The sequence below is a fragment of the Agrobacterium radiobacter genome (assembly GCF_040801995.1).
GTDB lineage: Bacteria > Pseudomonadota > Alphaproteobacteria > Rhizobiales > Rhizobiaceae > Agrobacterium > Agrobacterium radiobacter.
In genome coordinates this window covers 643,653-670,057 of record NZ_JBEGHX010000001.1, presented here as the reverse complement: position 1 = coordinate 670,057, position 26,405 = coordinate 643,653, and the positions used below count along the sequence as shown (strand labels likewise).

The 26,405-nt window shown below is 59.0% G+C and carries 24 protein-coding genes; 14 read left to right on the top strand and 10 right to left on the bottom strand.

Annotated elements, in window-relative coordinates; genetic code table 11:
• Positions 1 to 128 precede the first annotated feature (128 nt).
• The 5 genes from MRBLRC7O_RS03320 (at position 129) to MRBLRC7O_RS03300 (ending at position 3,127) form a co-directional block, all read left to right on the top strand.
• Positions 129 to 725 carry a P-loop NTPase family protein gene (locus tag MRBLRC7O_RS03320; RefSeq protein WP_003509977.1) on the top strand — a complete coding sequence of 199 codons (597 nt, stop codon included), beginning with the start codon at positions 129 to 131 and terminating at the stop codon, positions 723 to 725.
• A 157-nt stretch (positions 726 to 882) separates the two neighbouring features.
• The gene (locus MRBLRC7O_RS03315; RefSeq protein WP_020809511.1) at positions 883 to 1,065 is read left to right on the top strand and encodes a hypothetical protein; all 183 of its coding nucleotides are present in this window, start codon (positions 883 to 885) and stop codon (positions 1,063 to 1,065) included.
• 10 nt (positions 1,066 to 1,075) lie between these two features.
• Positions 1,076 to 1,249 (top strand): hypothetical protein, encoded by a 174-nt coding sequence (locus MRBLRC7O_RS03310; RefSeq protein ID WP_003509979.1) that lies wholly within the window; start codon positions 1,076 to 1,078, stop codon positions 1,247 to 1,249.
• Between the two features lie 103 nt (positions 1,250 to 1,352).
• Positions 1,353 to 2,858: an AMP nucleosidase gene (gene amn, locus MRBLRC7O_RS03305; protein WP_003509981.1), complete on the top strand. Its 1,506-nt coding sequence runs from the start codon at positions 1,353 to 1,355 to the stop codon at positions 2,856 to 2,858.
• Positions 2,859 to 2,917: 59 nt separating this feature from the next.
• Positions 2,918 to 3,127 carry a type II toxin-antitoxin system VapB family antitoxin gene (locus MRBLRC7O_RS03300; RefSeq protein ID WP_003509983.1) on the top strand — a complete coding sequence of 70 codons (210 nt, stop codon included), beginning with the start codon at positions 2,918 to 2,920 and terminating at the stop codon, positions 3,125 to 3,127.
• 171 nt (positions 3,128 to 3,298) lie between these two features.
• Here the strand turns inward: MRBLRC7O_RS03300 and MRBLRC7O_RS03295 are convergent, their stop codons facing one another.
• The 3 genes from MRBLRC7O_RS03295 to MRBLRC7O_RS03285 form a co-directional block, all read right to left on the bottom strand.
• Positions 3,299 to 3,769, bottom strand: coding sequence for an OsmC family protein (locus MRBLRC7O_RS03295; RefSeq protein ID WP_003509984.1), 471 nt, complete (start codon positions 3,767 to 3,769; stop codon positions 3,299 to 3,301).
• A 4-nt stretch (positions 3,770 to 3,773) separates the two neighbouring features.
• A complete protein-coding gene (locus MRBLRC7O_RS03290; RefSeq protein WP_003509986.1) occupies positions 3,774 to 5,147 on the bottom strand; it encodes an aspartate aminotransferase family protein in 1,374 nt (457 codons plus the stop codon).
• 286 nt (positions 5,148 to 5,433) lie between these two features.
• Positions 5,434 to 6,342 carry a diacylglycerol/lipid kinase family protein gene (locus MRBLRC7O_RS03285; protein ID WP_003509989.1) on the bottom strand — a complete coding sequence of 303 codons (909 nt, stop codon included), beginning with the start codon at positions 6,340 to 6,342 and terminating at the stop codon, positions 5,434 to 5,436.
• A 235-nt stretch (positions 6,343 to 6,577) separates the two neighbouring features.
• Between MRBLRC7O_RS03285 and MRBLRC7O_RS03280 the strand changes: the two genes are divergently transcribed.
• Positions 6,578 to 7,822: an MFS transporter gene (locus tag MRBLRC7O_RS03280; protein ID WP_080866556.1), complete on the top strand. Its 1,245-nt coding sequence runs from the start codon at positions 6,578 to 6,580 to the stop codon at positions 7,820 to 7,822.
• A gap of 286 nt (positions 7,823 to 8,108) precedes the next feature.
• Positions 8,109 to 9,482, top strand: a complete 1,374-nt coding sequence (gene mgtE / locus MRBLRC7O_RS03275) for a magnesium transporter (protein ID WP_020809600.1) — start codon at positions 8,109 to 8,111, stop codon at positions 9,480 to 9,482.
• Positions 9,483 to 9,549: 67 nt separating this feature from the next.
• Here the strand turns inward: mgtE and MRBLRC7O_RS03270 are convergent, their stop codons facing one another.
• Both MRBLRC7O_RS03270 and MRBLRC7O_RS03265 read right to left on the bottom strand, forming a co-directional pair.
• Complete coding sequence (locus MRBLRC7O_RS03270) at positions 9,550 to 10,386, bottom strand: undecaprenyl-diphosphate phosphatase (protein ID WP_003509996.1); 837 nt, start codon at positions 10,384 to 10,386, stop codon at positions 9,550 to 9,552.
• A gap of 122 nt (positions 10,387 to 10,508) precedes the next feature.
• Entirely contained in the window at positions 10,509 to 10,898 is a 390-nt protein-coding gene (locus tag MRBLRC7O_RS03265) for a winged helix-turn-helix transcriptional regulator (RefSeq protein ID WP_080866033.1), read from the bottom strand.
• Between the two features lie 103 nt (positions 10,899 to 11,001).
• Between MRBLRC7O_RS03265 and MRBLRC7O_RS03260 the strand changes: the two genes are divergently transcribed.
• Positions 11,002 to 12,018 carry a zinc-binding alcohol dehydrogenase family protein gene (locus MRBLRC7O_RS03260; RefSeq protein WP_080866032.1) on the top strand — a complete coding sequence of 339 codons (1,017 nt, stop codon included), beginning with the start codon at positions 11,002 to 11,004 and terminating at the stop codon, positions 12,016 to 12,018.
• Positions 12,019 to 12,104: 86 nt separating this feature from the next.
• Here MRBLRC7O_RS03260 and MRBLRC7O_RS03255 read toward each other — a convergent pair whose 3' ends face one another.
• The gene (locus MRBLRC7O_RS03255; RefSeq protein WP_367727294.1) at positions 12,105 to 12,845 is read right to left on the bottom strand and encodes a pentapeptide repeat-containing protein; all 741 of its coding nucleotides are present in this window, start codon (positions 12,843 to 12,845) and stop codon (positions 12,105 to 12,107) included.
• A gap of 357 nt (positions 12,846 to 13,202) precedes the next feature.
• Entirely contained in the window at positions 13,203 to 14,867 is a 1,665-nt protein-coding gene (locus tag MRBLRC7O_RS03250) for an electron transfer flavoprotein-ubiquinone oxidoreductase (protein ID WP_020809596.1), read from the bottom strand.
• A 529-nt stretch (positions 14,868 to 15,396) separates the two neighbouring features.
• Between MRBLRC7O_RS03250 and MRBLRC7O_RS03245 the strand changes: the two genes are divergently transcribed.
• Positions 15,397 to 15,909 (top strand): YcxB family protein, encoded by a 513-nt coding sequence (locus tag MRBLRC7O_RS03245; protein ID WP_003509772.1) that lies wholly within the window; start codon positions 15,397 to 15,399, stop codon positions 15,907 to 15,909.
• Positions 15,910 to 16,159: 250 nt separating this feature from the next.
• Here the strand turns inward: MRBLRC7O_RS03245 and MRBLRC7O_RS03240 are convergent, their stop codons facing one another.
• Complete coding sequence (locus MRBLRC7O_RS03240) at positions 16,160 to 17,080, bottom strand: cation diffusion facilitator family transporter (RefSeq protein WP_080866555.1); 921 nt, start codon at positions 17,078 to 17,080, stop codon at positions 16,160 to 16,162.
• 182 nt (positions 17,081 to 17,262) lie between these two features.
• On the opposite strand from MRBLRC7O_RS03240, the gene MRBLRC7O_RS03235 reads away from it, so the two are divergent.
• Complete coding sequence (locus MRBLRC7O_RS03235; RefSeq protein ID WP_003509776.1) at positions 17,263 to 18,051, top strand: SDR family oxidoreductase; 789 nt, start codon at positions 17,263 to 17,265, stop codon at positions 18,049 to 18,051.
• A 22-nt stretch (positions 18,052 to 18,073) separates the two neighbouring features.
• On the opposite strand, the gene MRBLRC7O_RS03230 is transcribed toward MRBLRC7O_RS03235, so the two are convergent.
• Positions 18,074 to 19,051: a GGDEF domain-containing protein gene (locus MRBLRC7O_RS03230; RefSeq protein ID WP_003509778.1), complete on the bottom strand. Its 978-nt coding sequence runs from the start codon at positions 19,049 to 19,051 to the stop codon at positions 18,074 to 18,076.
• Between the two features lie 303 nt (positions 19,052 to 19,354).
• Between MRBLRC7O_RS03230 and MRBLRC7O_RS03225 the strand changes: the two genes are divergently transcribed.
• From MRBLRC7O_RS03225 to MRBLRC7O_RS03215, 3 genes are all read left to right on the top strand, one after another.
• Positions 19,355 to 20,653 carry an Hsp70 family protein gene (locus MRBLRC7O_RS03225; protein ID WP_031233668.1) on the top strand — a complete coding sequence of 433 codons (1,299 nt, stop codon included), beginning with the start codon at positions 19,355 to 19,357 and terminating at the stop codon, positions 20,651 to 20,653.
• A gap of 43 nt (positions 20,654 to 20,696) precedes the next feature.
• Positions 20,697 to 21,596: a uracil-DNA glycosylase gene (locus MRBLRC7O_RS03220; protein WP_080866031.1), complete on the top strand. Its 900-nt coding sequence runs from the start codon at positions 20,697 to 20,699 to the stop codon at positions 21,594 to 21,596.
• Positions 21,597 to 21,748: 152 nt separating this feature from the next.
• Positions 21,749 to 21,940: a hypothetical protein gene (locus tag MRBLRC7O_RS03215; protein ID WP_003509784.1), complete on the top strand. Its 192-nt coding sequence runs from the start codon at positions 21,749 to 21,751 to the stop codon at positions 21,938 to 21,940.
• Between the two features lie 264 nt (positions 21,941 to 22,204).
• Here the strand turns inward: MRBLRC7O_RS03215 and MRBLRC7O_RS03210 are convergent, their stop codons facing one another.
• Positions 22,205 to 23,140: a DMT family transporter gene (locus tag MRBLRC7O_RS03210; RefSeq protein WP_020809591.1), complete on the bottom strand. Its 936-nt coding sequence runs from the start codon at positions 23,138 to 23,140 to the stop codon at positions 22,205 to 22,207.
• A gap of 407 nt (positions 23,141 to 23,547) precedes the next feature.
• On the opposite strand from MRBLRC7O_RS03210, the gene MRBLRC7O_RS03205 reads away from it, so the two are divergent.
• Positions 23,548 to 26,379, top strand: coding sequence for a beta strand repeat-containing protein (locus MRBLRC7O_RS03205; RefSeq protein ID WP_080866030.1), 2,832 nt, complete (start codon positions 23,548 to 23,550; stop codon positions 26,377 to 26,379).
• Positions 26,380 to 26,405: the final 26 nt, after the last annotated feature.

The window sequence follows — 26,405 nt, the reverse complement described above, 5'->3', positions numbered from 1 at the left end:
GGCGGGTGGGCTTTCTGTCCTCCCGCCTGCGGTCCCGCGCCTGACGGCGCGGTGCGCTGCCCAAGGATCGCGCCCGAAATTGCGGACAGACGCCGCATGGAAGCCGTATATCCCTACGAGAGCAACGCATGCGCCCCACCCTTTCGACAATCCTGATCGCGGGCACCTCCCATGTCGGCAAAAGCACCCTTGCCGGCCTGCTGAGCGAAAGACTGCGCTGCGAGGCAATATCGACCGACAGTCTCGCCCGCCATCCGGGAAGGCCATGGCCGGGCATTCCGACTCCGGTGGAGGAATATTACTCACAGCTCTCGGCGGAAACGATCCACTGGTTTCTGAAGATACATCATCAGAATATCTGGCCATTGATCCGCACGATGATCGACAGCAGGTCGGGCACCAACATTCCCACAATCTTCGAGGGCGCGGCCCTGCGGCCGGAATTGATATCGCCCCTGCTCGGCAGCACCGTCGCCGGTGTCTTTCTCCATGCCGGCAATGATTTTCTTCTCGATAGAATGCGCTCTCACGCGCAATATGAAGACGCAACGGCCGACAGGCGGCGGATCATGGACGCTTTCATCGAGCGTTCGTTGCGGGAAAACACCGACATGCTGGCATCCGCGCAGGAACACCATGTACCGGTTGTCGATGTGACCCAGCCTCAGGCATTCGAGACCCTGCTGACCGATCTTGCGGCACGCGCGGAGGCCCCTCTGTCCTGATCGAAAAGCGGGTGGTGCGAGATGCCCAGCGCCATTGCGACGCCAATCCACCATGTCACCACCCGTTAACATCCCTGAACACCATATGAACCGGGGTCTCAGGGTCCGTTCAGTCCGAGTGTGGCAAAACTCTGTCCATCAACTCCAATAAAGGGGAATGGACATGGCAAAGCTGATCAGCCGACTGGCAATCTTCGCGTTTCTCATGGCGATCTTCGCCATGTCCTTCGCCTCGCTCGTCGTTAATCCGAACCGCAGTTTCCAGCGGGTGAATGCAGGTGCGGCAATTGCCTGCCAGCACAGCCCGTCGCCCGCCGCCAATTGCCCCGTCGTACTTTGAGGACCGGCCGATGACGACTAGTTTTTCCAACGGCCTGTTTTCCGCACTGAGACTGGTGCTGATGGCCTCGATCTTTCTTGGTCCGGTGGCCGGACTTGCGGTTTACAAGGCCGATCCCCGCCCCGCCTCCAAGGGCGCCGGTTTCGTGCTCCTGATGAGCCTTCAGCGCGGCGCGCTCGGCTGAGTTTCCGCCGCCCCAATATTGCTCCAGCCGCTTTTTCCGTTTCTTTTCAGTTTCTTCGTATTTCTGTCGCTTGCCTGTCGAATTTGGCCTCTTATAATGGGCCATGACAATAGCAAAACGAACGATTCCGCCCTTCACCTTCATCAGCCCCGAGCCTTTCGCGCCGCAGACATTCACGGACCCGAAAGAAGCTGTGGCGGCTTTGACCGCGCTCTACGAACGCAATACGGCGTTCCTCATCAACTCCTTCACCGACCTTGCCAAGGGCGCGCCGATCACCGGCCGTTACCGCGCCTGCTACCCGCAGGTCAGCCTGGAGACCGCCACCTTCGGCCATGTCGATTCGCGTCTCTCCTACGGCCATGTCACCGCCCCCGGCGTCTATACGACGACGATCACCCGGCCGGAGCTTTTCCGCCATTACCTGAAAGAGCAGCTGGGGCTTCTGATGAAGAACCACGGCGTTCCGGTGACGGTTGCTGAATCGGCCACGCCCATTCCGCTGCATTTCGCCTTCGGCGAAGGCGCTTATGTCGAAGCGGCGGCGGCATCCTCGCTCTCCGACGTGCCATTGCGCGATCTTTTCGATACGCCCGATCTCAACAATACCGACGATCTCATCGCCAATGGCGAATATGATCAGGTGCCCGGCGAACCCGCGCCGCTCGCACCCTTTACCGCACAGCGCATCGATTATTCGCTGGCCCGCCTCAGCCATTATACGGCAACCAGCGCCAGCCACTTCCAGAACTTCGTGCTGTTCACCAACTACCAGTTCTATATCGATGAATTCGCCGCATGGGCGCGGCAGATGATGAAGAATGGCGGCGAAGGCTACACGGCCTTCGTAGAGCCGGGCAACATCATCACCCCTGCCGGCTCCGACAAGCCGGAAACGGACGCCGTTCTCGGCCGCCTGCCGCAGATGCCTGCCTATCACCTGAAGAAGAAGGGCCATGCCGGCATCACGCTCGTCAATATCGGCGTCGGTCCCTCCAATGCCAAGACGATCACTGACCATATCGCCGTGCTGCGCCCGCATGCCTGGCTGATGGTCGGCCATTGCGCCGGCCTGCGCAACAGCCAGCGGCTTGGCGATTATGTTCTGGCGCATGCCTATGTGCGCGAGGACCATGTGCTTGACGACGACCTGCCGGTCTGGGTGCCGATCCCCGCGCTTGCCGAAGTGCAGCTGGCGCTGGAAGGTGCGGTCGCCGAAGTCACGGGTTACGAGGGCTTCGAGCTGAAACGCATCATGCGCACCGGCACCGTCGCCACGATCGACAACCGCAACTGGGAGCTTCGCGATCAGGCCGGCCCCGTCAAGCGCCTGTCGCAATCGCGTGCCATCGCGCTCGACATGGAATCGGCCACCATCGCGGCCAACGGCTTCCGCTTCCGCGTGCCCTACGGCACCCTGCTCTGCGTCTCCGACAAGCCGCTGCATGGGGAATTGAAACTACCGGGCATGGCGACAGAGTTTTACCGCACCCAGGTCGCCCAGCATCTGCAGATCGGCATCCGTGCCGTGCAGAAGCTTGCGGCGATGCCGACGGAAACGCTGCATTCGCGCAAGCTTCGAAGCTTTTACGAGACGGCGTTTCAGTAAGATCGCACATCTTCGCCCTCAAGGTGGTGATGTCTGTTCATACACCTTGAGGCCGTGCGATGCGTGTGACTATCGACCTTGATGACGACTTGATGGCCGAGGCCATGGAAATCACCGGATTGTCCACCGTCGAGGCGACGGTTGGACGGGCTCTGAGAGAATTTGTCCGGGTACACTGGCAGAGACGTGCGCTTGAGGAACTGCGGGGGATTGGCTGGGAAGGCAATCTTGATGAAATCCGAGATGGCTCGGGCAAGGACGACGTCTAGCGGGCAGTGACGAAGGCCTGGAAACCTCTCCGTCGTCATCCTCGGGCTTGACCCGAGGATCCACCATCACACGCGGCAATGGATCCTCGGGTCAAGCCCGAGGATGACGTCGAGTGTGAGGGATGCTTTAACAGTCTGCCCACACAGACTGAATGAAGGCGACGTGTGCCTTTAAACCACCTTCACCGTCCCCTCCACACGCACGGGGAAATTCACCGATCTGGCGATAAAACATTTCTCATGCGCGTCATGGTGCAATTCGTCGGCTCTCGTGGGATCCCCCTTCGAAATGGTGATCACCGGCTTCAGCACCACCTCGCTGAATTGTCCGGCGCCGTCCTTTTCCATCAACAGCGTGCCTTCGGCATTGTCGACATAGTCTTCGACGATGATGCCGTTGACGGAGCAGAAATGCAGGTACCAGAGCTTGTGGCAGGCCGAGAGTGAGGCGACGAGCAGGTCTTCCGGGTTCCAACGGGAGGCATCGCCGCGGAAGGCAGGGTCGGAGGAGCCGGCGATATCGGCTTTTCCCGAGGTGGAAATCGTATAGTCGCGTTCATAGTCGCGGTAGCCGGACGTCCCCTTGCCGCGATTGCCCGTCCATTTCACCTGAACGGCGTAATGATGTTCCTGTCCTGCCATGTAATTACTCCTCCCTTATCGTATCACGCAGGTGGTCGAGCCCCTTGCGCAGCGTCTCGATGATCTCATCCACTTCCGAACGGCTGATCGTCAGCGCCGGCGAGGCCAGCATGCGGTCTCCCGTGGCGCGCATGACGAGGCCGTTTGCCAGGCAATGGTTGCGCACCGCGGTTCCGATATCGTCGGGCTTCGCAAAACGTTTGCGTGTCGCCTTGTCGGCCGTTATCTGCAAGCCGCCCATCAGGCCGACATTGACAGCCTCGCCCACCAGTTCGTGGTCCTCAAGGCTTTTCCAGCCTTGCGAAAAATACGGGCCGATATCGTCGCGCACCCGCTCCACCAGCCCTTCGGTCTCGATGATGCGGAGATTTTCAAGCGCTGCGGCGGCGCAGACGGGGTGGCCGGAATAGGTGAAACCATGATTGAAGTCACCGACCTCAGACAACATCACTGCCGCCACCCGATCCGAGACGATGACGCCGCCTATCGGCAGATAACCTGATGACAGGCCCTTGGCGACGGGCGCAAAATCCGGCTTCACGCCGAAATGCTGGTAACCGAACCACGAACCGAGACGGCCGAAACCGCAGATCACCTCATCGGATACGAGCAGGATGTTGCGCGCCTTGCAGATACGGGCGATTTCCGGCCAATAGGTTTCCGGCGGCACGATGACGCCGCCGGCGCCCTGAATGGGTTCGGCCACAAAAGCGGCGACATTCTCTTCGCCGAGCTCGTCGATCTTCGCGTCCAGTTCCCGGGCCACCTTTAGGCCGAATTCGGCCGGTGAAAGATCGCCACCCTCGGCGTACCAATAGGGCTGGCCGATATGGGCGATACCCTCGATCGGCAGGTTGCCCTGCTCGTGCATCCATTTCATGCCGCCGAGCGAGGCTCCGGCCACCGTCGAGCCGTGATAGCCATTGCGCCTCGCAATCACCTTCGTCTTCGTCGGATGGCCGAGCGCCTTCCAGTAGACCCGCGCCATGCGGAACCAGGTATCGGTCGCTTCCGATCCGGAATTGGTGAAGAACACATGGTTCATGTCAGGCCCGGCGCGGGAGGCGATTTTCTGCGCCAGAAGTGTCGCCGGCGGCGTGGTGGTGCCGAAAAACGCGTTGTAATAGGGCAGCTCGTTCATCTGGCGCTGCACGACATCGGCGATCTCGCGGCGGCCATATCCGATATTCACGCACCAGAGGCCGGCAAAGGCGTCGAGATATTTCTTGCCGGTGCTGTCATAGATGAAAACCCCTTCCGCGCGCTCGATGATGCGGGTGCCGGCGGCATTCAGCTTGCCCATATCGGAAAAGGGATGAAGGTGATGGGCGGCATCGATGGCGGCGAGGTTGGACAGCGGCTTGGAGATTTCATTCATGACAGATCGCACTCCCATAAAGGCAACGGCGCTCACGCCACCGCGCCCGCCGAACATGGCCGGGCGGATTCGATTTGGCAAGGCTGGCGTTTTTTAGGGGGAGCGCATGGAACGAGCGGTTGCCGCTAGTTTCTTCTTCCCGCCGCGGAGAAGGCGGCCCGAAGGGTCGGATGAGGGGGTACCGTTGCAGGACGTCGGAAACCTCGCCCCTCATCCCGCTGCCGCGGACTTCTCCCCCTCGGGGAGAAGAAACAAGGGGTAATCGCCCAATTCACAGGCGGTTGCACTATGCGAAAAACGCCCGCCCCACCAGCACCTTCAATTCGCCCGCATGAACTTTCAGCGCCACATCGCGCTCCATCGGCAGCAACTCGCCATCGATGACGCAACGCAGGTCATGGCGCTTCTTCGGGAAATGCAGTTCCACATCCGTCACGGTCATGGCGGTGACGGCGGCGTTTTCCTTCAGCCTGCCGCGCAGAATGTCGAAAGCGAGTTTCGCAACGCCGGAGGGACGCAGCGGATCGGCAAGATAAAAGCCGAGATGGCCGCCCGAGACATTATCCGCCACCATCAGCGAGCTCTGGCCGAACTCGTTGTTGGAGACGGAAATGGCCGAGACCTTGCGATGCTGCGTCCTGCCATTGACAGTATATTGCACCTCGAACACCGGCGGATTGAGGATGACGTTGATGGCGGCGCGGATGCTCGCCTTGATCTTGCCAAGACGGGAGGCGAAAGCGAGATTGTTGCGGTAGCGCACCATGCGCGAATGCAGACCTGCGGAAAACTGGTGGACGAAGAGGCGGCCATTGGCGCTGGCGATGTCGACACTGGCAATCTCGCCACTCGCCAGCGTTTCCAGCGCCTGGCGAATATCGAGCGGCAGCTTCAGCGAGCGGGCGAAGAGGTTCATGGTGCCGGCCGGAACGATGCCGAGCGCGATGCCGTGTTTCCAGGCGATGGCCGCTGCTGCGGAAATCGTGCCGTCGCCGCCGCCGGCAATGATGGCTTCAATGCCCGGTTCATCGGCGGCGCGTTCCATTTCCTCGACGATATCTTTTCCGGAGACCAGACGGCAATCGATCGTGTGGCCGGCACGGGTGAAAACGTCGCGGGCGTGTTCGCAATAGGCTTCCATGTCAGTGGTACGAAAAGTGCCGCCGTCGCGATTGAAAATTGCAATGAGCTTCATGTTTCCAACCCGATCCAGTAGCGCAGCCGCGCGTAAATGCCTGTCGTCATATAGAGTTCCGAACACCATCGCGTGAAGATGCTCTTTTGCCGAGAATCGCTCTACCGCAACGCATCATTTCATGTTAGGGATCACTTAAGGTCATTTTCATGACCGCGCATCTCCAGTCAGGGCAGACCGCTCCCATACGGTCTTGCCCTTTTTTCTGTGGGCCCTTCCCGTTTTTCAGGTCACGATGAGCCAGTCGAATATTTCCGAAGCCCGCCCTGGCGCGGAGAATGAAACCGTTTACACGGCAGCGCCGGCCGTGGCCCTCTCCCCGCTTGCCATCGCACTTATCGAACTGGCGCTTGCCGCCGGCGGCTTCGGCATCGGCACCGGTGAATTCGCCATCATGGGCCTTTTGCCTGACGTTGCCACCACCTATGGCGTCACCGTTCCGCAGGCGGGTTACGTCATCACCGCCTATGCGCTCGGCGTCGTCATCGGCGCGCCGATCATTGCGGTGCTTGCCGCGCGCATAACGCGTCGTACCCTGCTTCTCGGCCTGATGGGGCTTTTTGCGGTCGGCAATATCCTGAGCGCCCTTGCACCTGATTTCCTGAGCTTCACCGTCCTGCGCTTCATCACCGGCCTGCCGCATGGCGCTTATTTCGGCGTTGCGGCGCTGGTGGCGGCCTCCATGGCGCCCATCCACAAGCGCGCCCGCGCCGTTGGCCGCGTGATGCTCGGCCTCACCATCGCCACCCTGCTCGGCACCCCGCTTGCCACCTTCTTCGGCCAGCTTCTGTCCTGGCGCGCGGCCTTCATGCTGGTCGGCGGCATCGGGCTGTTGACGGTCGCCCTTCTCTGGCTGTTCCAGCCGCGTGACAGGGTGGAAGAAGGCGCCAGCGTGTGGCGCGAACTTGGCGCTTTCCGGCGCGTGCAGGTGTGGCTGACGCTTGCCATCGCCGCCGTCGGTTTCGGCGGCATGTTCTCTGTGTTCAGCTATATCGCCAAGACCACCACCGATGTGGCGATGATGCCGGTTTCCACCGTTTCCATGGTGCTGGCGCTGTTCGGCATCGGCATGAATGTCGGCAATGTCGTCGGCTCGCGGCTGGCGGATATCTCGCTCAACGGCACGATTGGCGGCATGCTGGCCTTCAACGTGCTTGTCATGACCGTGTTTGGCATGACGGCGGACAATCCATTCATGCTCTGCCTCTGCGTCTTCCTGATCGGCTGCGGTTTCGCAGCCTGCCCGGCCGTGCAGACCCGGCTGATGGATGTGGCGCAGGATGCGCAGACGCTGGCTGCCGCCTCCAACCATTCCGCCTTCAACATCGCCAACGCGCTTGGCGCCTGGCTTGGCGGCCTCGTCATCGCCATGGGTTTCGGTTACGCCTCGACGGGTTATGTCGGTGCGGTTCTTTCCCTTCTCGGGCTTGGCGTTTTCCTCGTTTCCGTCACCGTCGAGCGGCGCGCAAAAGCCGGCTGAATGCCGGTTTTTTAACCGCTTGAATGCCCTTTCCGGGACCCGCCCGGAACCTTACGGAAATTTCACAATAGGCCCGCTTGACTCTTTTTCGTTTCAGGCGCAACACGGCGTTACGCACGGGCCGTGACCCGGAACTGTGCGGATTTCAACGGAGCATCATTAGATGTCTAGCGACAGTAGTAGTCGATTGCCTTTGCCGAAAGCGGCGAACGGGAACTGATCCGACCTCTGTCGGCTCACCACCGCGTTCGCCGTAATCGGCGAATCGACGGAAAGGTGAGCAATCATGAACTTCCACACTCTCTCCCAGAGAGCCAGCAAGGCCGCACGTCTTCTCCGCAGCGGAAATGCCGGTTCCACCACCATCGCAGAACGTGTCGAGCACCTCAACACGCTTGATACCGACGCAGCCGTAGCTGCCCTGCTTGCCATGCCGCAGGCAAAGGCCGTTGCCATTCTCGACCGGCCGGAACTGCATGACGCAGCCGCCATCATTGCCGGCATTCCGCTCGAACAGGCCGCCCGTTTCGTCAACCTCATGTCCGACGACCGCGTCGCCGACGTCATGGCGGAAATGGAAGAAGAGCCCCGCGCCAAGCTGTTTGCCCGGCTGGACCGCACCACGGCGCTCTCCATCCAGCATCTGATGGGCTATCCGCCGCGCACCGCCGGCTCCATCATGACCACGGAATTCGTCAGCGTGCCCGACAGCTGGACGGTGGAACAGACCCTTTCGCACATCCGCGTCGTCGAGCGGTCGCGTGAAACGGTCTATGCCATCTATGTGCTGGCGCAGGACGGGACACTCTCCACGGTGGTGACGCTGCGTCGCCTGCTGACCGGCGAACCGGGCGCTTCCATCCTCTCCGTCGCTTCGAAGGAGGGCATTGCCTATGCGAGCCCCCTGATGTCGCAGGAGGATGTCGCCCGGCTGATCCGCAAGCACGACCTTCTGGCCCTTCCCGTTGTCGATGACCATTCGCATATCCTCGGCATCGTCACCGTTGACGACGTGATCGACACCATGATCGCCGACACCACGGAAGACGCCCACAAATTCGGTGGTATGGAGGCGCTCGGCAAGCCCTATATGACGATCGGTTTTCCGGACATGATCCGCAAGCGCGCCGGCTGGCTCGCAGCCCTGTTCCTCGGTGAAATGCTGACGGCCAGCGCCATGCAGCATTTCGAGGGCGAACTGGAAAAGGCCGTGGTGCTGACGCTGTTCATTCCGCTCATCATGTCGTCAGGCGGCAACTCCGGTTCGCAGGCCACCTCGCTCATCATCCGGGCGCTGGCGCTCGGCGAACTGAAGCTTTCGGACTGGTGGCGCGTGCTGCTGCGCGAAATCCCGACGGGCCTGACGCTCGGCTGCATTCTGGGCGCCATCGGCTTCCTGCGTCTGACGGTCTGGCAGCAGGCAGGTTTCTACGATTACGGCGAACACTGGCTGCTGGTCGGTGCAACCGTCTTTGCGGCGCTTGTCGGCATCGTCACCTTCGGTTCGCTGGCCGGTTCCATGCTGCCCTTCATCCTGCAGCGCCTGCGGCTCGACCCCGCCAGCGCCTCTGCCCCCTTCGTTGCCACGCTGGTGGATGTCACCGGCCTCATCATCTACTTCTCGGTGGCGCTGGCGATCCTCAGCGGCACATTGCTCTAAAGACAAAAGGCCCGCTCGAAAGAGCGGGCCTTTTCATTTGCGATGGGAAAAGCGAAAAGCCCTGCCCTTAGCCGCCGGCATTGATGACGCCCGTTCCCAGTAGGGCGAGCAGGATGAAACCGATGACCACGCGGTACCAGACAAAGGGCATGTAGCTCTTGGTCGAGACCAGCTTGAGGAAAACCACGATCACGGCGTAACCGACCACGAAGGCGATGAGGGTCGCAAGCCCGGTCTGCCCCCAGCCGACCGGATTGTCCTCACCGATGCTCTTGAAGAGCTGGTAGAAGCCGGAGCCGAAGACGGCGGGAACGGCGAGCAGGAAGGAATAACGCGCCGCCGCCTCGCGGGTGTAGCCCAGAAGCAGGCCGGCGCTGATGGTGCCGCCCGAACGCGAAACACCGGGGATGAGCGCCATGGCCTGCGCGAAACCGAACAGGATGCCATCGCGCCAGATCAGCTGGTTGAGCTTGTAACGCTTCTCCCCGATCCTGTCGGCAAGACCGAGAACGATGCCAAAGACGATCAACATCACAGCGGTGATATAGAGGTTGCGCAGCGAATGTTCGATGGCATCCTTGAAGAACAGGCCCAGAAACACGATCGGCACCGAACCGACGATGATCAGCCAGCCCAGCCGGGCATCAGCCTTGTTATATTCGCCAAGGCGCAGGTTCTGCCGCAGCCAGGCAGCTGCAATCCGCATGATATCGGACCAGAAATAGACCAGCACCGCCATTTCCGTGCCGATCTGGGTAATTGCGGTGAAGGCGGCCCCGGGATCCGCGCCGGAGGGCAGGAACTCCCCGGCAATCCTCAGATGCGCGCTTGAAGAAATCGGAAGAAACTCCGTAAGTCCTTGCAAAAGGCCGAGAAATCCGGCCTCCATCCAACCCATGCTCATGTGCTTTGATGTCCCTGCTGCGAATCGAGTTTGCAGCATTATGCATCAATCGGGGCAAATCCGTGTTGCATCGCACCATGAAAAATGGCCCTCACGGGACGTGCTTTTACCCGTGATTTCTCTCAGGCCGCCTTCTCCGCAGCCTGCGGAAACTGGGTGTATTTCGCGCCGTTCTTGCAGACGACATGGGCGTCCCCCCAGCTTTTCAGCGCCGAGATGACCGGCCGCATCGTCTCGCCAAGCGGCGTCAGCGCATAATCCACCCGCGGCGGCACCACCGGGAAGACGGTGCGCGAAATCAGGCCCGCTTCCTCCAGTTCCCGCAGCTGCTTGGTCAGCATGCGCTGGGTGACGCTGGGAATATGGCGGCGCAGCTCGTTGAAGCGCAGCGTGCCTTCATTGATGAGGTGATAAAGGATCACGCCCTTCCATTTGCCGTCGAGAAAACTCAGGGTCGATTCCACCGGGCAGCCGGGAAAGTTGCCGGTGAGCTTGGCGCGCGGTCGCGACATCACAGTATCCTTTTTGTATGTATCATCACAAAATGTGCATTCTTGCGATCGATGTTCATATGTATCAAGTAAGAGGCACGCAAACAAGCAAAGGAGACTGTTCATGCGCGCCATCGGTTACAGGACCAGCCAGCCCATCACGGCGAAAGACGCCCTCGTCGATATCGACCTGCCCCAGCCGGAAGCGAAAGGGCACGACATTCTGGTGGAAGTGAAGGCCGTTTCGGTAAACCCCGTCGACACCAAGGTGCGCCGCAACCAGACGCCGGAAAACGGCGAACCGCGCGTGCTCGGCTTCGATGCTGCCGGCGTGGTGAAGACCGTCGGCGACAAGGTCTCGCTGTTCAAGCCCGGCGACGAGGTATTCTACGCCGGTGTCATCAACCGCCCCGGCTCCAACAGCGAATTCCATCTCGTCGATGAGCGCATTGTCGGAACAAAGCCCAAATCATTGAATTTCGAGGAAGCGGCCGCCCTGCCGCTGACCGCGATCACCGCTTATGAGACGCTGTTCGACCGGCTGCGGGTGAAGGAACCGGTTCCGGGCGCAGCCAACGCCGTTCTGGTCATCGGCGGCGCTGGTGGCGTCGGCTCCATCGCCGTCCAGCTCCTGCGGGCGCTGACCGACCTCACCGTCATCGCCACCGCTTCGCGGCCGGAAACGATTGCCTGGGTGAAAGAACTCGGCGCGCATCACGTCATCGATCACAGCAAGCCGATCGCGCCGCAGGTGGAAGCGCTCGGGCTCGGTGCGCCGGGCTTCGTCTTTTCCACCACCCATAGCGACATTCATGCCGCCGACAGTGTGGCGACCATCGCGCCGCAGGGCCGTTTCGCGCTGATCGACGATCCGGCCGGCGGTTTCGACGTCATGGCCTTCAAGCGCAAATGCGTATCGATCCATTGGGAAATGATGTTCGCCCGCGCCGTCTTCCAGACGCCTGACATGATCGAGCAGCACCGGCTGCTCAAACACGTGGCCGAGCTTGTCGATGCCGGCAAGATCAAGACGACGCTGACCGAGGTTTTCGGCACCATCAATGCCGCAAATCTCATCAAGGCGCATGCGCTGATCGAAAGCAACAAGGCCAAGGGCAAGATCGTGCTTTCGGGCTTCTGATCATCAACGAGGCGTCCGCATCGCGGGCGCTTCTCTCCGCTTACGGAGGTGTTGGGGCCGTGCGCAAAACCGCGCGGCCATTCCTGTCAATCGCCGTCCGGGTCTTCCGGGCACGGCCAGGAGGCCGGCGCGGTGAGGCCGTTCGGTAATTTGGTCTTGGCGTCACCGCAGGCAATATCGATCTGTTTCTGGTCGAGCCCGGTGGCGGTGGAAAGATCGACCCCTTCAATCCGGGTCAGGAGCAGGAAGGCGCTGGTGAAATCGACAGGACCGCCAAGCTTCGCACCGCCGAAGCGGGCGCGTGACAGGTTGGTGAGCGAGAATTTCGAGCCGTTCAGCGTCGCACCCTCAAAATCAGCACGGCCGAGTTCAGCCTTGGTGAAATCCGTGCCGTCCAGCTTGGTGTTTTCGAATTTGGTCCGCTGCATTTCGGCATTGACGAATTTGGCATTGGTGGCGTCGGCGGCGGAAAAATCGCTGCGATAAGCTTCCACCTTGGTCAGGTTGGCGCCCTGAAGGTTCGCCTCGCCAAGGGCGGTACGGATGAGCTTGGCCTTTTCGAGATTGGCGCCCTTCAGCGAAGAACCGCGCAGATCCGTATAGGTGAAATCCGTGCCGTAGAGCATCGCCGAATCGAGATTGCTGCCGCCCAGCATCAGCAGACGCTTGTTGCATTCGCGCCAGTCGATGCCGGCCATGGCATCGGTACGGCAGCTTGCGGCCACCAGCGGGCCGCCGCTGAAAGAAACGGCAATCATCGCAAGCGCCGCCACACCGGCAACGCACCCTGTCTTCCGCACGATATTCAGCCTTTGAAAGCCGGACATTCTTTCACTCCCTGTCGTCTTGCGACGGCACCTAGGACCATATGCACGTTCAAGGCGTTACCGCATCGCTTAACCACAATCCACGGGCCACGCGACCATGCAACACCCCAACATCCTATATGTAAGAAATCGAAGAGCAATCCACAAATACTGACGGGGGACGGGCCATCAACGCTGCTCTTTCGTCATGCCGGACTAGATTCGGCATCCAGTCACGGCGCGTCTGCGCCGTGAGGAGAGTCTTTTACGATCAAAGACTTGATCGCGCCGCCCCCCGAATCAAATCCGGGGTGACGGCGTTCAAACGCCACGGCGTCGCTAAACGACGTCAACGATCCAGACGGTTCGGACCCACCATCACATATTGGCGTAAACCGGCCCTTCGCCACCCTGCGGCGGCACCCAGTTGATGTTCTGGTTGGGGTCCTTGATATCGCAGGTCTTGCAGTGCACGCAGTTCTGCGCGTTGATGACGTAGACCTCCTGGCCGTCCTTCTCCACCCACTCATAAACACCGGCCGGACAATAACGCGTGGAGGGGCCGGCAAAGACGTCGTGTTCGGAGCGCTTCTGCAGCTCCATGTCCTTCACCTGAAGGTGGACCGGCTGGTCTTCCTCATGGTTGGTGGAGGACAGGAACACCGAGGACAGGCGGTCGAAGGTCAGGACGCCATCAGGCTTCGGATAGGCGATCGGCTTGTGCTTCGAAGCGGGCTCGAGGCTCTGCGCATCCGTCTTGCCGTGCTTCAGCGTGCCGAAGAAGGAGAAGCCGAACAGCTGGTTCGTCCACATGTCGAGACCGCCAAGGCCGACACCGACGAGCGTGCCGAATTTCGACCACAGCGGCTTGACGTTGCGGACCCGCTTCAGGTCCTTGCCGATATCGCCTTCGCGCCATTCGGCCTCGATCTCGGCCACCTCATCATGGGCGCGGCCGGCGGCAATCGCCACGGCGATCTTCTCCGCAGCCAGCATGCCCGACAGCACCGCATTGTGGCTGCCCTTGATGCGCGGCACGTTGACGAAACCGGCGGAACAGCCGATCAGCGCGCCGCCCGGGAAGGTGAGCTTCGGCACCGACTGGTAGCCACCTTCGGTAATTGCGCGCGCACCATAGGAAATGCGCTTGCCGCCCTCGAAGGTGTCGCGGATGGCCGGATGTGTCTTGAAACGCTGGAATTCCTCGAAAGGATAAAGATAGGGGTTCTTGTAATTGAGGTGCACCACGAAGCCGACGGCAACGAGATTGTCCTCCAGATGATACAGGAACGAGCCGCCGCCGGTCTTGAAACCGAGCGGCCAACCGAAGGAATGCTGCACGAGGCCCTGTTTGTGGTGTTCCGGCTTGACCTGCCAGAGCTCCTTGATGCCGATGCCGAATTTCTGCGGCTCGCGATCTTTCGAGAGGTCGAATCTGGAAATCAGCTGCTTGGCGAGCGATCCACGCACGCCCTCTCCAACAAGCACATATTTGCCGTGCAGTTCCATGCCGCGGGTGAAGTTCGGACCCGGCTCGCCGTTCTTCTCGATGCCCATATCGCCGGTGGCGACGCCGATGACGGCGCCTTCGTCATTATAGAGCACTTCCGTGGCGGCAAAGCCCGGATAGATCTCGACGCCGAGCCCTTCCGCCTTTTCCGCCAGCCATCGACAGACCAGCCCGAGCGAGACGATGTAGTTGCCATGATTGTTCATCAAGGGCGGCATCATGAAATTCGGCAGGCGGATGGAGCCGGCCGGGCCTAAGAACATGAACTGGTCGTCCTTGACCTCGGTCTTGAAGGGATGCCCCTCCTCTTCGCGCCAGCCGGGCAGAAGACGGTCGATGCCGATGGGATCGACCACCGCGCCCGAGAGGATGTGCGCACCGACTTCCGCGCCTTTTTCCAGAACGACGACCGAGAGCTCGGGCTCCACCTGCTTCAGGCGGATCGCGGCGGCGAGACCCGCAGGACCCGCGCCAACGATCACAACGTCGAATTCCATCGCTTCGCGTTCGGGCAGTTCCATCGCTTCCGTCATCTTGTCCTCTCACATCGCCGGTCCCATCCGGCTGTTGTTATATCCGCTTACCGGCATCCTCGGCGCATCGCCTGCGCCGGACAAAAAGCCATCCGCGACACCGCATTTACCAGCGTCTGTCTTCGCAAAGCAGGACGCCTTTGTCGAGCTTCTATAGCGGCAAAACATGTCGCACGCCAGTCAATTGTCAGACAACCTGATGATTGGTTTATTACTTTTACGTTCACGTAAGATTTAAAATAGAAGCTGGGAGTGTAGGCGTCAAGGGTAGTCGGCATTTGTGCCGCTCTCGCGTTTACCGTGGCTGAAACGCCCATTCGGCTCGCTTCATCAATGGCGGCGTTTCCGTTTGCGCCGCAAGCGGACATACCTTTACGTATCGATGATTGTCCGCTGTCGCCCCCATTGAAGACGTTCACTGGCTTGATTGCGATGCTGCAACCCGGACATAGTACGACAGCAAAACGTGTCGCAGGTTTCGGGAATTATGCGACAGGTGTGGTATCTCACCAGGGAGACAATGAGAGATATGAACCGCAGCGTCACCTTCACTTTGACCGCCGACGACTATGTTGCTGCCAACAAGCTGTTCATACTGAAATATTCAACCTCAGGCTGGCCGCTCGTTTGCTGGCTGATCTTCGTTGCTTTGCTGCTTGCCTCGCTCTTCACGTTGGCGCTGCGATTCCCCGATGCGCCTTTCATGTCGCTCTTCTACATCTGCGTGGTGGTTGTGATCGCAATACCGCTCTACCAATATTTTTTCGGCGCTGCCGTGTTTGCCCGCAAGGCCTACGCAGACCAGAAAACCCTTCAGCACCCGATCACGGTTACATGGTCTGAGGAAGGCTTTAGGAGCAAGGCACAGCAGGGCGACTGGAATGTTCCTTGGAACGACTATCTCAAATGGACCGAAGACAGCAAGGTGATCCTCCTCTACCAGGGGGCGCGCGTGTTCAACATGCTGCCTAAGCGCGTCCTGACGCCAGCACAGATCGACGACTTCAGGCAATTGGTGGCCGCCAACATCAAGCGCGCGTGAAATAGCCCCGCTAAGATGGAGCCATTCTTATCGCAAACTCCCAAGTTCGCGACAAAATCGCCACTGCTGACTTCTAAGGAATTTCTGTAGCAAGAGTTTGGTGCAAAACTCCGGCTTGAGCGACACTGGAAGACCACTTCTGCTATCTGTCAGACTGAAACCTGCCAATCCGCTCTCCATCCCCATCAGGCCTGTCCAGATCAGTGCTGCAATGACCGGTTTGGGCCACTTAGCTAAAATCACACCCCGCTCAAACCGCCCACTCCTCATCCGTCGTGAACACGATCGTCAGCCAGCGGTCACTGCCCTCGCCGCCCAGCGCGTCGCCGATCTCGTCGCGGATCGCATCCCATTCCTCCAGACGCCGGGCCGGCCAGTTCTTCGGCACGATGAAGAAGAGTTCGATCTGACGGCCGCGGCCGACGCGGGCGACATAGGAATAGTGCGAAGCGAAGCCGAATTTTTCCACCGTCTCGGCGGCCACCCTGTCCACATGCTGCTTGAATTCCAGCGGGGTCACCAGAAGGATGTCGGCCAGCGCCTGCTTCACATTGCCGAGCGGCATGGGGATGATGACGAGGCAGACCAGCGCCAGCACGGCCGGGTCGATATAGGGCGAAAGCCATGCCTGCGACGTTCCCGTCAGCCCGTAACCCACGGCGAAGGCGATAAAGAGCGCGATGCTCAAAAGCGCGCTCATCAACCAGCTTTTGGCATCCAGCGCCACGAAGGCGGATTTCAGCCGGCGGTTCTGCCTTTTGACGAACCACGCCATGGCGAGCGAGACGGCAAAGCTGAGGAAGGTGACGATGATCGCGTAGTCGAACTCGATCGATCTGCCGCCATCCATCAGGCTGTCGATGGCATTGATGAGCGCATAGATCGCAGCGCCCATCAACAGCGTGCCGTTGAGGCCGAGCACCATCGGCTCCAGATGCCAGAAACCCATGGTGAAACGCTCCACCAGTCGGCCGCCCGGCCTTGGCGCTGCGGAGGCGGCGATCAGCCGCGCGACCAGCAGCGCCAGCACCGTCATGAAAGCGTCGGTCAGCGCATAGACACCATCGAAAACCACCGCGAAGGAGCCGGAGAACAGGCCCGCGCCGATACCGAAGAGCGCCAGGAGAACCGTGACGGCAATGGAGAATTTCAGCAGGGATTGTTCTGTCATGACGTGTATTTTTCCTTCAAAACCGGGCGCCACCTTCATAGAGGATTTTCGCCATTCTTAGAATCGCGAAAACGCTCTAACTCTTTGTTTTGTCGCATTTCCGGACGGAAAACCGGGGTCCACTTTTCCTGGAAATGCTCTATAAACAGCACATAGCGCACTCACAAGACAGGATAAAACCCATGGATTTCGGCATTTCCGGCAAACGCGCCCTCGTTCTCGCCTCCTCTCGCGGCCTTGGGCTGGGCATTGCGACGGCGCTGGCGAAAGAAGGCGCGCATGTCCTTCTCGTCGGCAGAAGCGGCGATAAGCTGGAGGCAAACTGCAAGGCGATCAATGCGCTCGGCAAGGGCAAGGCCGACTGGGTCTGGGGCGATCTTGCCGATGACAATTTCGTCGCCGCCATGGTTCAGGCGGTCAAGGACAAGCTCGGCGGCATCGATATTCTCGTCAACAATACCGGCGGTCCGACCCCGGGCCTTGCGCAGGAGATGACGGTCGAAAAGCTCGATACCTTCTTCCAGTCCATGGTGCTGCGCGTCATCACGCTCACCAATGCGCTTCTGCCTGACATGAAGGAGCAGGGTTTCGGCCGCATCCTCACCGTCGCTTCGTCAGGCGTTTTCGAACCGATCGCCAATCTCGCCCTTTCCAATACGCTGCGCGGCGCGCTGGTCGGCTGGAGCAAGACGCTGTCCTCCGAAGTGGCCTCCTTCGGCATCACCTCCAACCTGCTCCTGCCCGGCCGTATCCATACCGACCGCATCGATGAGCTTGATGGCGCCAACGCCAAGCGTCTCGGCAAGAGCGTCGAGGAAATCCGCGAGGCCTCCGTCAAGAGCATCCCGGCCGGCCGCCTCGGCACGGTGGAGGAATTCGCCGCCGCCGGCGCTTTCCTCTGCTCGGTTCCGGCAAGCTACATCACCGGCACGATGCTGAGAGTGGATGGCGGCGCGGCGAAGTCGAACTGACGCCGAATAAACAAAAATCCGGTCAGGAGGCCGCTCCGTAAATCACGTAGCGGTTCCGGCCGGTATTCTTGGCTTCGTAAAGCGCCGTGTCGGCGCGGCGCAGGACATCGCTCGCGCTCTCGCCCGGATTTGCAAAGGCAATGCCAGCCGAGCAGCTATAGCGGAAATCCGGCACGTCGCTCAGCGGCGATGCCGCGGTCAAAGACAACAGCAGCTTCTGCATGATGATCTCCGCGCTCAAAACGCGTGAACCGCCGAGCATCAGCAGGAACTCCTCGCCGCCGATTCGCCCGACGAGATCGTCGCGGGCGACCGCAGCGGAAAGCCGGGCGGCGAAGTCTTTCAGAACCAGATCGCCGCAGGCATGGCCAAAGCGGTCGTTCACCGACTTGAAGTGGTCTATATCGATGATGATGACGGCGAGCGCCTCGGCCTTGTTGGGGCCAAGCCGGTGATTGAGAACATCCATGACGTAGCGGCGGTTGCCGAGACCGGTCAGCTCGTCGCTCAGGGCGGATTTCAACGCCCTGTCCCGCTCCTGGCGAAGATCGCGCAGTTCAACGCCGAGTTCGGAAATATCGGTGACGACGCACAACATCCAGCCACCCGGCAGCGTCGTCTCGGTCGTGAGCATCCAGCGCCCGTCATTGAGGCCGGTCTCGATGGTGCGGAACGGCAGCTTGCCGCGCCTCGTTCTCGCGGAGCGCAGCCACAGTTCGAAATCGGAGGTCTCGATGGCCGTGCCGGCGGAGTTGCGGTAACCGCTGCGCATGAGCTCAACCCATGTCGGAAACTCGTCCGGACCGAGGCCGAGCGCCGTGCGGAATGCCGTGTTGGCGAAACGCAGTTCATCGCCGCCGTCGAAAAGCGCATAACCCTGCTGCGACGCCTCCATCAGGTCCATGAGATGGCGGTTGAAGCTGTCCGCATCGCCGCGAACGCGGGCGTTTCGCGCCGGCGACACGTCTTCGAGGGTGGAACGGGCCGGCTTTCGGGACATCGGGGCTCCGTCTGCAAACACAACAAATACAAAAATAAATCTGCTCTTTAACGCTATAGTTCAGCCTTATACTCGCTTTATGCGAAAAAATATTTAATGCGGGCGGCAGGGCGGCCTTCCACCCATGGCGATTACTTCATGCAAATTTCACAATAAACCCGGGTGCAGGTGCTTGCCATTCCGTCGGCCCTGTGCAATCAACCGCCCTCCTCTGACATCGGGGTGCCAAAGGCATCCCTTATTTTCGCGCTGGGCCGCCTTTCAGGCCGGGCGGGTTTTTCTATCGGCGACAAGGATATGGCGATGACGCAAAAGCGGGCTCTCGGCCTCGATTTCGGCACGACCAACACGGTCATGGCTCTTTCCGACGGCGGCGGCGAAAGCCGTTCCATGCGTTTTACCAGTAGCGCAGGCACGGATGACAGCATGCGCACCGCGCTCTCCTTCATGAAGGATGCCGGCCTGGGTGCGGCCGCCCTGCATGTGGAAGCGGGCCATGCCGCCATCCGCCAATTCATCGACAATGCCGGCGACTGCCGTTTCCTGCAGTCGATCAAGACATTTGCGGCCTCGCCGCTGTTTCAGGGCACGCTGATCTTCGCCAAGCGCCAGAGCTTCGAGGACCTGATGGACGTGTTCCTGCGCAAGCTGAGGACCTATGCCGGCGAGGAATGGCCAGGTGACGTTTCCACCGTCATCGCCGGCCGGCCGGTGCGTTTCGCCGGCAGCAATCCGGATGAGACGCTGGCGCTTGCCCGTTACAACGAGGCGCTCACCCGGGCAGGCTTCCCTGATATCCACTATGTCTACGAGCCGGTGGCGGCCGCCTATTATTTCGCCCAGAGCCTGAAGAAGGACGCCAATGTGCTGGTGGCGGATTTCGGCGGCGGCACCACGGACTATTCGCTGATCCGTTTCGAAACCCATGCCGGCAAGCTTTCCGCCACCCCCATCGGCCATTCCGGCGTCGGCGTGGCAGGCGACCATTTCGATTTCCGCATGATCGACAATCTGGTCTCGCCCGAGATCGGCAAGGGCAGCAAGTTCAAAAGCTTCGACAAGGTGCTGGATGTACCCTCGGGTTATTACGTGAATTTCGGCCGCTGGAACCAGCTGTCGATCTTCAAGACCTCGAAGGAATTCACCGCGCTGAAATCGCTGGTGCGCTCGGCGCTGGAGCCAGAAAAACTCGAACTCTTCATCGATCTGGTCGACCACGACGAGGGCTACCCGCTCTATCAGGCGATTTCCGCCACCAAGATGGCGCTATCCTCGGCGGAGGAAGCGGAATTCAACTTCTCGCCGCTCGGCAAGGCCGGCCGCAAGATGGTGAAGCGCAGCGATTTCAACAACTGGATCGCTGACGACCTCGCCAAGATAGAAGAAGCGCTCGACGAGGTTCTGGAAAAGACGAAGGTTGCGCCCGAGGCGATCGACAAGGTGTTCCTGACCGGCGGCACCTCCTTCGTGCCGGCGGTGCGCGAGCTTTTCACCCGCCGTTTCGACGCCGACCGTATCGAAAGCGGCGGCGAGCTGCTCTCGATTGCCCATGGTCTCGCCATGATCGGCGAAAGCGGCGATATTCAGCGCTGGACAGCGTGATTTACGGGTTCCCCGGGCGGGGAACATGGGGTAATTTCCGCCCATGATCGCCGCTCACGACCTCTCCCCGGCCGAACTCGCCGCCCTCCTGCATTTCCATGCGGATGCGGGCGTGGACTGGATGCTGGAAGAGACCCCGGTCGACCGTTTCGCTGAATTCGCCGCCGCCCGCCCTGCCCGATCCGCGCCGGCACAGGATGCGGTGACATCGGCACGCCAGACTGAAAGGCCGGCGGATCGCCGTGCCGACGCGCCTCAACGGCAGGCGGCAACGCGCAGCGCCCCGGCGCGTGGCTCGCCAGCCGCCCCCGCCATTCAGCAGAATGTCGCCATGCCGGACGAGCAGGCCGTGGCGGCGGCGCGTTTTGCGGCGGAAAGCGCGAGATCGCTTGCCGAGCTGAAAACCGCGCTTGAGGGTTTCAGCGGCTGCAACCTCAAGAACAGCGCGCGCAATACGATTTTCACCGCAGGTGATGCCGCCTCCGCCATCATGGTCATCGGCCCGATGCCGGATGCTGATGACGACCGCGAGGGCCTTCCCTTCGCCGGCAAGACCGGGCTTTTGCTCGACCGCATGCTGGCGGCCATCGGGCTTGAGCGCAGCACCATCATGCTCGGTAATGTCGTGCCCTGGCGGCCGCCGGGCAACCGCCCGCCGACGCAGGCCGAGATGGATATCTGCCGCCCCTTCATCGAGCGACAGATCGCCCTTGCCGAGCCGAAACACCTGTTGCTTCTTGGCAACTTTACCGCACGTTTCTTCTTTGGCGGCACCGGCACCATCCATACGCTGCGCGGACAGTGGCGTGATGTCGCAGCCGGACACCTGGTTTTGCCTGCCTTGGCCAGCCTGCATCCGCAGGAACTGTTGAACGCGCCAGCGAGTAAGTCCTTGGCATGGCAGGACTTATTGGCTTTTCAGGCAAAGATCACCGAGGGCTGACTGCCTCATTCCTACTCAATGTAAATGAATTATGAAAAAAGCCATGCGCATTACGCATAACAGCGGCGCATTTGGCCGGCTTGCCGAATCCATGCTGCGCTGCGATATAGCGATCATGTCTTGGGAGGAATTCGGTTTAAGGAACCAAGGCAATGACCACTCGCTTCCGTCCGGTACATTCCGGCTTTGAAACGCTCCGTCTGGCGGGCCTCGGCCCTCGCTCCAGTCAGGGCTACCATCGTTTCGGCGCAGCCGCAAACGAACAGATGACCGCACGCGCTGCCATGCAGCAGGTCCGCGTGACGCGTCCCTCGGCAGTCTTCGCGGATTTCCGCGAGCGCTGAGAAGCACTCAGGCCAGCCTAGCACTGGCTCATAGATATGATTGCGCGCTGGCGTCTTTCTTCGGGAAGGCGCCTTTTGCTTTTGCGTGTTTTCACGATTATAGACCTCCGTCATGCTGGACCTGATCCGGCATCCAGCCAGCCCAAGTCCTTGGGCTGAAAGGAGTCTTTCCAACACGCAGACGCGTGTCGACTGGATTCCGGCTCATGGCCGGAATGACGGACACACAAAACGGCCAGTGTATAGCGGCCGAGGAAACATCCCTCACCCCTGCGGCGTCGAAGCCTTGCGCGCCGCCCGTCTCGCCAATCCCAGCTGATGTTCGCGGAAAATGATGAAGATACCGGCGAGGATCACGATCGCCGTACCGATCAGCATTGTCACCGTCGGAATATCTCCAAACAGAATGTAGGACACCGCGATGCCGAAGACGATGGAGCTGTATTCGAAGGGCGCGATAACGGAGACTTCCGCATGGCGGTAACTCTCCGTCAGGAAGATTTGCGCGACGCCGCCGCAGATGCCGCTGGTGATCAAGAGCATCGCCTGCGTCACGCTCAGCGAATTCCAGCCGAAGGGCACGCTGATGAGCGATAACAAAGTGGCGGTGAGCGAAAAATAGAGCACGATGGTCGGCGTCTTTTCCGTTTCCACCAATTGCCGCACCTGGATCATGGCCAGACCGCCCAGCGCCGCGCCGCATAGCACGGCAATGGCCCCCAGCCCCTCACCCGCGGCAAAGCCGCCCTCACTCAGAAGCGTCATCTTCGGCCACAGAATCACCAGCACGCCCATCATGCCGACAAACACCGCACTCCAGCGATAGATGCGCACCTTTTCATGCAGGATGAAGGCGGCGAAAACGACGGCGAGAAGCGGCGAGGCATAACCGATGGCGATGAATTCCGGCAGCGGCAGCATGGTCAGCCCATAAAAACCGCAAGCCATCGAGAGGATGCCCAGAAAACCGCGCTTGAAATGACCGAGGAGATTATTGGTGTGCAGCGCGCTCGCCAGCGCATGCAGCCAGGCGAGATAAACGACGATCGGGATGATGGCGAAGGCGGAACGAAAGAAGGTGATCTGGCCGGCCGGCACGTCACCTGCGGCCTTGATGCAGGTCTGCATGACAAGAAAAAAGCCGACCGAAATCAGCTTCATGCTAATCCCGCGAAAGGGATTCATCGGTTCGGCGTTCATTGGCAGTTACTCATATCGGCTGCGCAAACACGCCATCGGGAGATTTTCATGCGGGAGAGGACGACGCACAGAAATTATAAGAAGAAGTGAGTTTTCACAAGGCTAGTGGATTGGATTTGACATTTTGGCACGCATTTGCATCCACCCTTATGGCCAACTGCCAGATTCCCAAAATCCACTACAACACAAGTTGCCCGAAGTCTTAATTGCTCTGGCCGCAACCCCCAAAATCATTGCAAGCAACGGAATACAAAAATCAATACCTTAGCAATAATTAGTAAAATAACAAATTTTACTATAATAAAAAATATTAAAATACAAATGAAATCTGGAAATACATTCGACATAATACCAAACTATACTAATCACACCGTCGATGGATAATTTCCAACTCTCAGGAGGATAACATGCCAACTATTACCGGAACATCCGCAATAGACCGCCTTATCGGAACAAGCGAAGCCGACATCATCTACGGCTTAGAGGGCGATGACGTCTTAATTGGCGGATCAGGCTTCGACAGGTTAATAGGTGGCCCTGGAGCGGATCAGTTGATTGGAGGAGACGGAGGGGCTGAGGCGGATTATTCAGGGTCCGGCGCGGCGGTCAATATCAACCTTGTGGCAACCAAAACGGGGACCGGCACGGGCGGTGATGCACAAGGTGACACCTTGACGGGGATTCATAAGATTATCGGCTCGGCCTTCAACGACACCATCACAGGCGATGCCGGTTTCACCTTCGAAGGCGGCGCAGGCGACGATATTTATATCGTCCCATTCTCCACGGTGATCATCGAAGCACAAAACGGCGGTAATGATGAAATCCGCACCACAAACAATAGTTATTCAATCATCGTCAAGGATAATATCGAGCGTCTGACCTATATCGGTACCGGGAATGCTCGCCTTATCGGCAACGCCCTCGACAATGTCATCACCGGCAGCAGCGGCGACGACCAACTGGATGGAGCCGGTGGCGCGGACCATATTGTTGGGGGGGCCGGGATTGACACCGTAAGTTACGGCTCATCTCCGGTGGGCATTACATTGAACTTTAAAACGGGAATTCACTCAGGATATGCCGCTGGCGATACGTTCGACGGCATCGAAATATTCGCTGGTAGCAGTTATCCAAACACCTTTATTAGTGGGAGTGAAGCCTCTACATTCAGTGGAGGAGACGGTGGTGGCACCGTTGATTATTCCGGTTCACCGGCAGCCGTTAATATCAACCTTGTGGCGACCAAAATGGGGACCGGCACGGGCGGTGATGCTGAAGGTGACAAATATTACAGAATTAACAAAGTCATCGGCTCGGCCTTCAACGACACCATCACGGGCGATGCCGGCTTCACCTTCGAAGGCGGCGCAGGCGACGATATTTATATCGTCCCATTCTCCACGGTGATCATCGAAGCACAAAACGGCGGTAATGATGAAATCCGCACCACAAACAATAGTTATTCAATCATCGTCAAGGATAATATCGAGCGTCTGACCTATATCGGTACCGGGAATGCTCGCCTTATCGGCAACGCCCTCGACAATGTCATCACCGGTGGGCAAAGTAATGATCAGTTATACGGTTATACAGGCGACGACGTACTAGTCGGAAATGGGGGTGGCGACCTACTCGATGGAGGAGAAGGCTTTGACGCCGTTTCTTATATTAACTCAAATGATGGCGTCGCGGTCAACTTAGCTTCGAACACATCGAGCGGTGGTCATGCCACTGGCGACGTGCTGAGAGGAATTGAGAGTCTACTAGGATCCCAATATGTTGATGTTTTGACCGGAAACTCAGACAAGAATCGTTTGGAGGGCTATGCAGGCAACGACATCTTGGATGGAAAAGACGGCAACGATATTTTGGTCGGCGGCGCAGGTGCCGACATACTAAATGGCGGCGACGGATTCGACGCGGCTTCATACGCTACTTCCAGCACAGGGATCGTATTTAATTTTCGCTCCGGAACGTTCACAGGTGATGCAGCCGGAGATGTTTTCAACAGTATTGAGAAATACGTTGGATCTAAATTCGACGATACTTTCTATTCTACCAATACCGCGGACAACTTCGACGGTGGCGATGGAACAGACACGATAAGTTACGCCAATTCCTTATCCGCAATCACTGTCAACCTGCTGAATGGGGTTAACACTGGGGGAGACGCCACTGGTGATGTGCTTACCTCGATCGATCGCATTATAGGCTCAGCTTTCGCTGATCATCTGACCTCTTCCAAATCAGGACAGTTTCTTCAAGGAGAAATGGGAGATGATACTTATGTCGTCGACACTCGATTCGTCACAATAACCGAGACCGTTAACAATGGGATCGACACGGTAAGAACGTCACTATCATCTTATACTCTACCTAGTAATGTCGAAAATTTGACTTTCACAGGAAGTGGTATCTTCTTTGGGACTGGCAACTCGATGGACAATGTCCTGAATGGAGGTAATGGAAACGACACCTTGCGAGGTGGAGCGGGCATGGACATTCTGAACGGCGGCACGGGTATCGATATTGCAAGCTACAGTGATGCCATCAGTGGGGTGACTATCAACATGGCCAACGGCAACCACACCGGTGATGCAACAGGTGATTCTTTTGGCAGTATAGAGGGTGTGCTGGGATCAAACCACGACGATACGTTTGTTGGCGGAAGCGGATTATTTCAATTTTCTGGCGGAGCGGGAAATGATACTTACATAATTGACTCGACTGAGAGTACTATTGTTGAGCTTGCAGACAATGGTATCGATGTGGTTCAAACATCTCTCACCAACTATCGGTTGACCGTGCATGTGGAGAACCTAGTATATACTGGAAATGCTTCGTTCACAGGAATTGGCAATGATGGCGACAATATCATCGTCGGTGGAAATTCGAACGATGTACTGAATGGCGGCGCTGGGATAGACACGCTTTTCGGAGGAGCAGGGAGCGATACATTTGTCTTTGATAGTATCGCAGACAGCCCCTCTTTATTTGCGATTGATGTCATCCAAGATTTCTCAAATCTCCAGAACGATAGGATAGATCTCACCGCTCTGTCTTTGTCTGCCTTCATTGGCACGAATTCTTTTAGCTCTACGGCTGGAGAGGTACGTTTCGAGGCTGCTGAGAATGCGACTTTCATATCGGGAGACGTTGATGGGGACAGTCTCGTCGACTTCCAAATCTTCCTGGCAGGAACAATTTTCATTTCGGAAAACAGTCTGCTGTTGTGATGCAAGTGGCGATCGAAATGAGCAGC

Bases quoted from the DNA above. Each gene is read 5' to 3' on its own strand.
- MRBLRC7O_RS03245 (WP_003509772.1), top strand. From the start codon at position 15,397: ATGAACCGCAGCGTCACCTTCACTTTGACCGCCGACGACTATGTTGCT.
- amn (WP_003509981.1), top strand. From the start codon at position 1,353: ATGACAATAGCAAAACGAACGATTCCGCCCTTCACCTTCATCAGCCCC.
- MRBLRC7O_RS03250 (WP_020809596.1), bottom strand. From the start codon at position 14,867: ATGACGGAAGCGATGGAACTGCCCGAACGCGAAGCGATGGAATTCGAC.
- MRBLRC7O_RS03310 (WP_003509979.1), top strand. From the start codon at position 1,076: ATGACGACTAGTTTTTCCAACGGCCTGTTTTCCGCACTGAGACTGGTG.
- MRBLRC7O_RS03205 (WP_080866030.1), top strand. From the start codon at position 23,548: ATGCCAACTATTACCGGAACATCCGCAATAGACCGCCTTATCGGAACA.
- MRBLRC7O_RS03320 (WP_003509977.1), top strand. From the start codon at position 129: ATGCGCCCCACCCTTTCGACAATCCTGATCGCGGGCACCTCCCATGTC.
- MRBLRC7O_RS03265 (WP_080866033.1), bottom strand. From the start codon at position 10,898: ATGTCGCGACCGCGCGCCAAGCTCACCGGCAACTTTCCCGGCTGCCCG.
- MRBLRC7O_RS03270 (WP_003509996.1), bottom strand. From the start codon at position 10,386: ATGAGCATGGGTTGGATGGAGGCCGGATTTCTCGGCCTTTTGCAAGGA.
- MRBLRC7O_RS03285 (WP_003509989.1), bottom strand. From the start codon at position 6,342: ATGAAGCTCATTGCAATTTTCAATCGCGACGGCGGCACTTTTCGTACC.
- MRBLRC7O_RS03225 (WP_031233668.1), top strand. From the start codon at position 19,355: ATGACGCAAAAGCGGGCTCTCGGCCTCGATTTCGGCACGACCAACACG.
- MRBLRC7O_RS03240 (WP_080866555.1), bottom strand. From the start codon at position 17,080: ATGACAGAACAATCCCTGCTGAAATTCTCCATTGCCGTCACGGTTCTC.
- MRBLRC7O_RS03295 (WP_003509984.1), bottom strand. From the start codon at position 3,769: ATGGCAGGACAGGAACATCATTACGCCGTTCAGGTGAAATGGACGGGC.
- MRBLRC7O_RS03300 (WP_003509983.1), top strand. From the start codon at position 2,918: ATGCGTGTGACTATCGACCTTGATGACGACTTGATGGCCGAGGCCATG.
- mgtE (WP_020809600.1), top strand. From the start codon at position 8,109: ATGAACTTCCACACTCTCTCCCAGAGAGCCAGCAAGGCCGCACGTCTT.
- MRBLRC7O_RS03230 (WP_003509778.1), bottom strand. From the start codon at position 19,051: ATGTCCCGAAAGCCGGCCCGTTCCACCCTCGAAGACGTGTCGCCGGCG.
- MRBLRC7O_RS03235 (WP_003509776.1), top strand. From the start codon at position 17,263: ATGGATTTCGGCATTTCCGGCAAACGCGCCCTCGTTCTCGCCTCCTCT.
- MRBLRC7O_RS03280 (WP_080866556.1), top strand. From the start codon at position 6,578: ATGAGCCAGTCGAATATTTCCGAAGCCCGCCCTGGCGCGGAGAATGAA.
- MRBLRC7O_RS03255 (WP_367727294.1), bottom strand. From the start codon at position 12,845: ATGTCCGGCTTTCAAAGGCTGAATATCGTGCGGAAGACAGGGTGCGTT.
- MRBLRC7O_RS03220 (WP_080866031.1), top strand. From the start codon at position 20,697: ATGATCGCCGCTCACGACCTCTCCCCGGCCGAACTCGCCGCCCTCCTG.
- MRBLRC7O_RS03315 (WP_020809511.1), top strand. From the start codon at position 883: ATGGACATGGCAAAGCTGATCAGCCGACTGGCAATCTTCGCGTTTCTC.
- MRBLRC7O_RS03260 (WP_080866032.1), top strand. From the start codon at position 11,002: ATGCGCGCCATCGGTTACAGGACCAGCCAGCCCATCACGGCGAAAGAC.
- MRBLRC7O_RS03290 (WP_003509986.1), bottom strand. From the start codon at position 5,147: ATGAATGAAATCTCCAAGCCGCTGTCCAACCTCGCCGCCATCGATGCC.
- MRBLRC7O_RS03215 (WP_003509784.1), top strand. From the start codon at position 21,749: ATGACCACTCGCTTCCGTCCGGTACATTCCGGCTTTGAAACGCTCCGT.
- MRBLRC7O_RS03210 (WP_020809591.1), bottom strand. From the start codon at position 23,140: ATGAACGCCGAACCGATGAATCCCTTTCGCGGGATTAGCATGAAGCTG.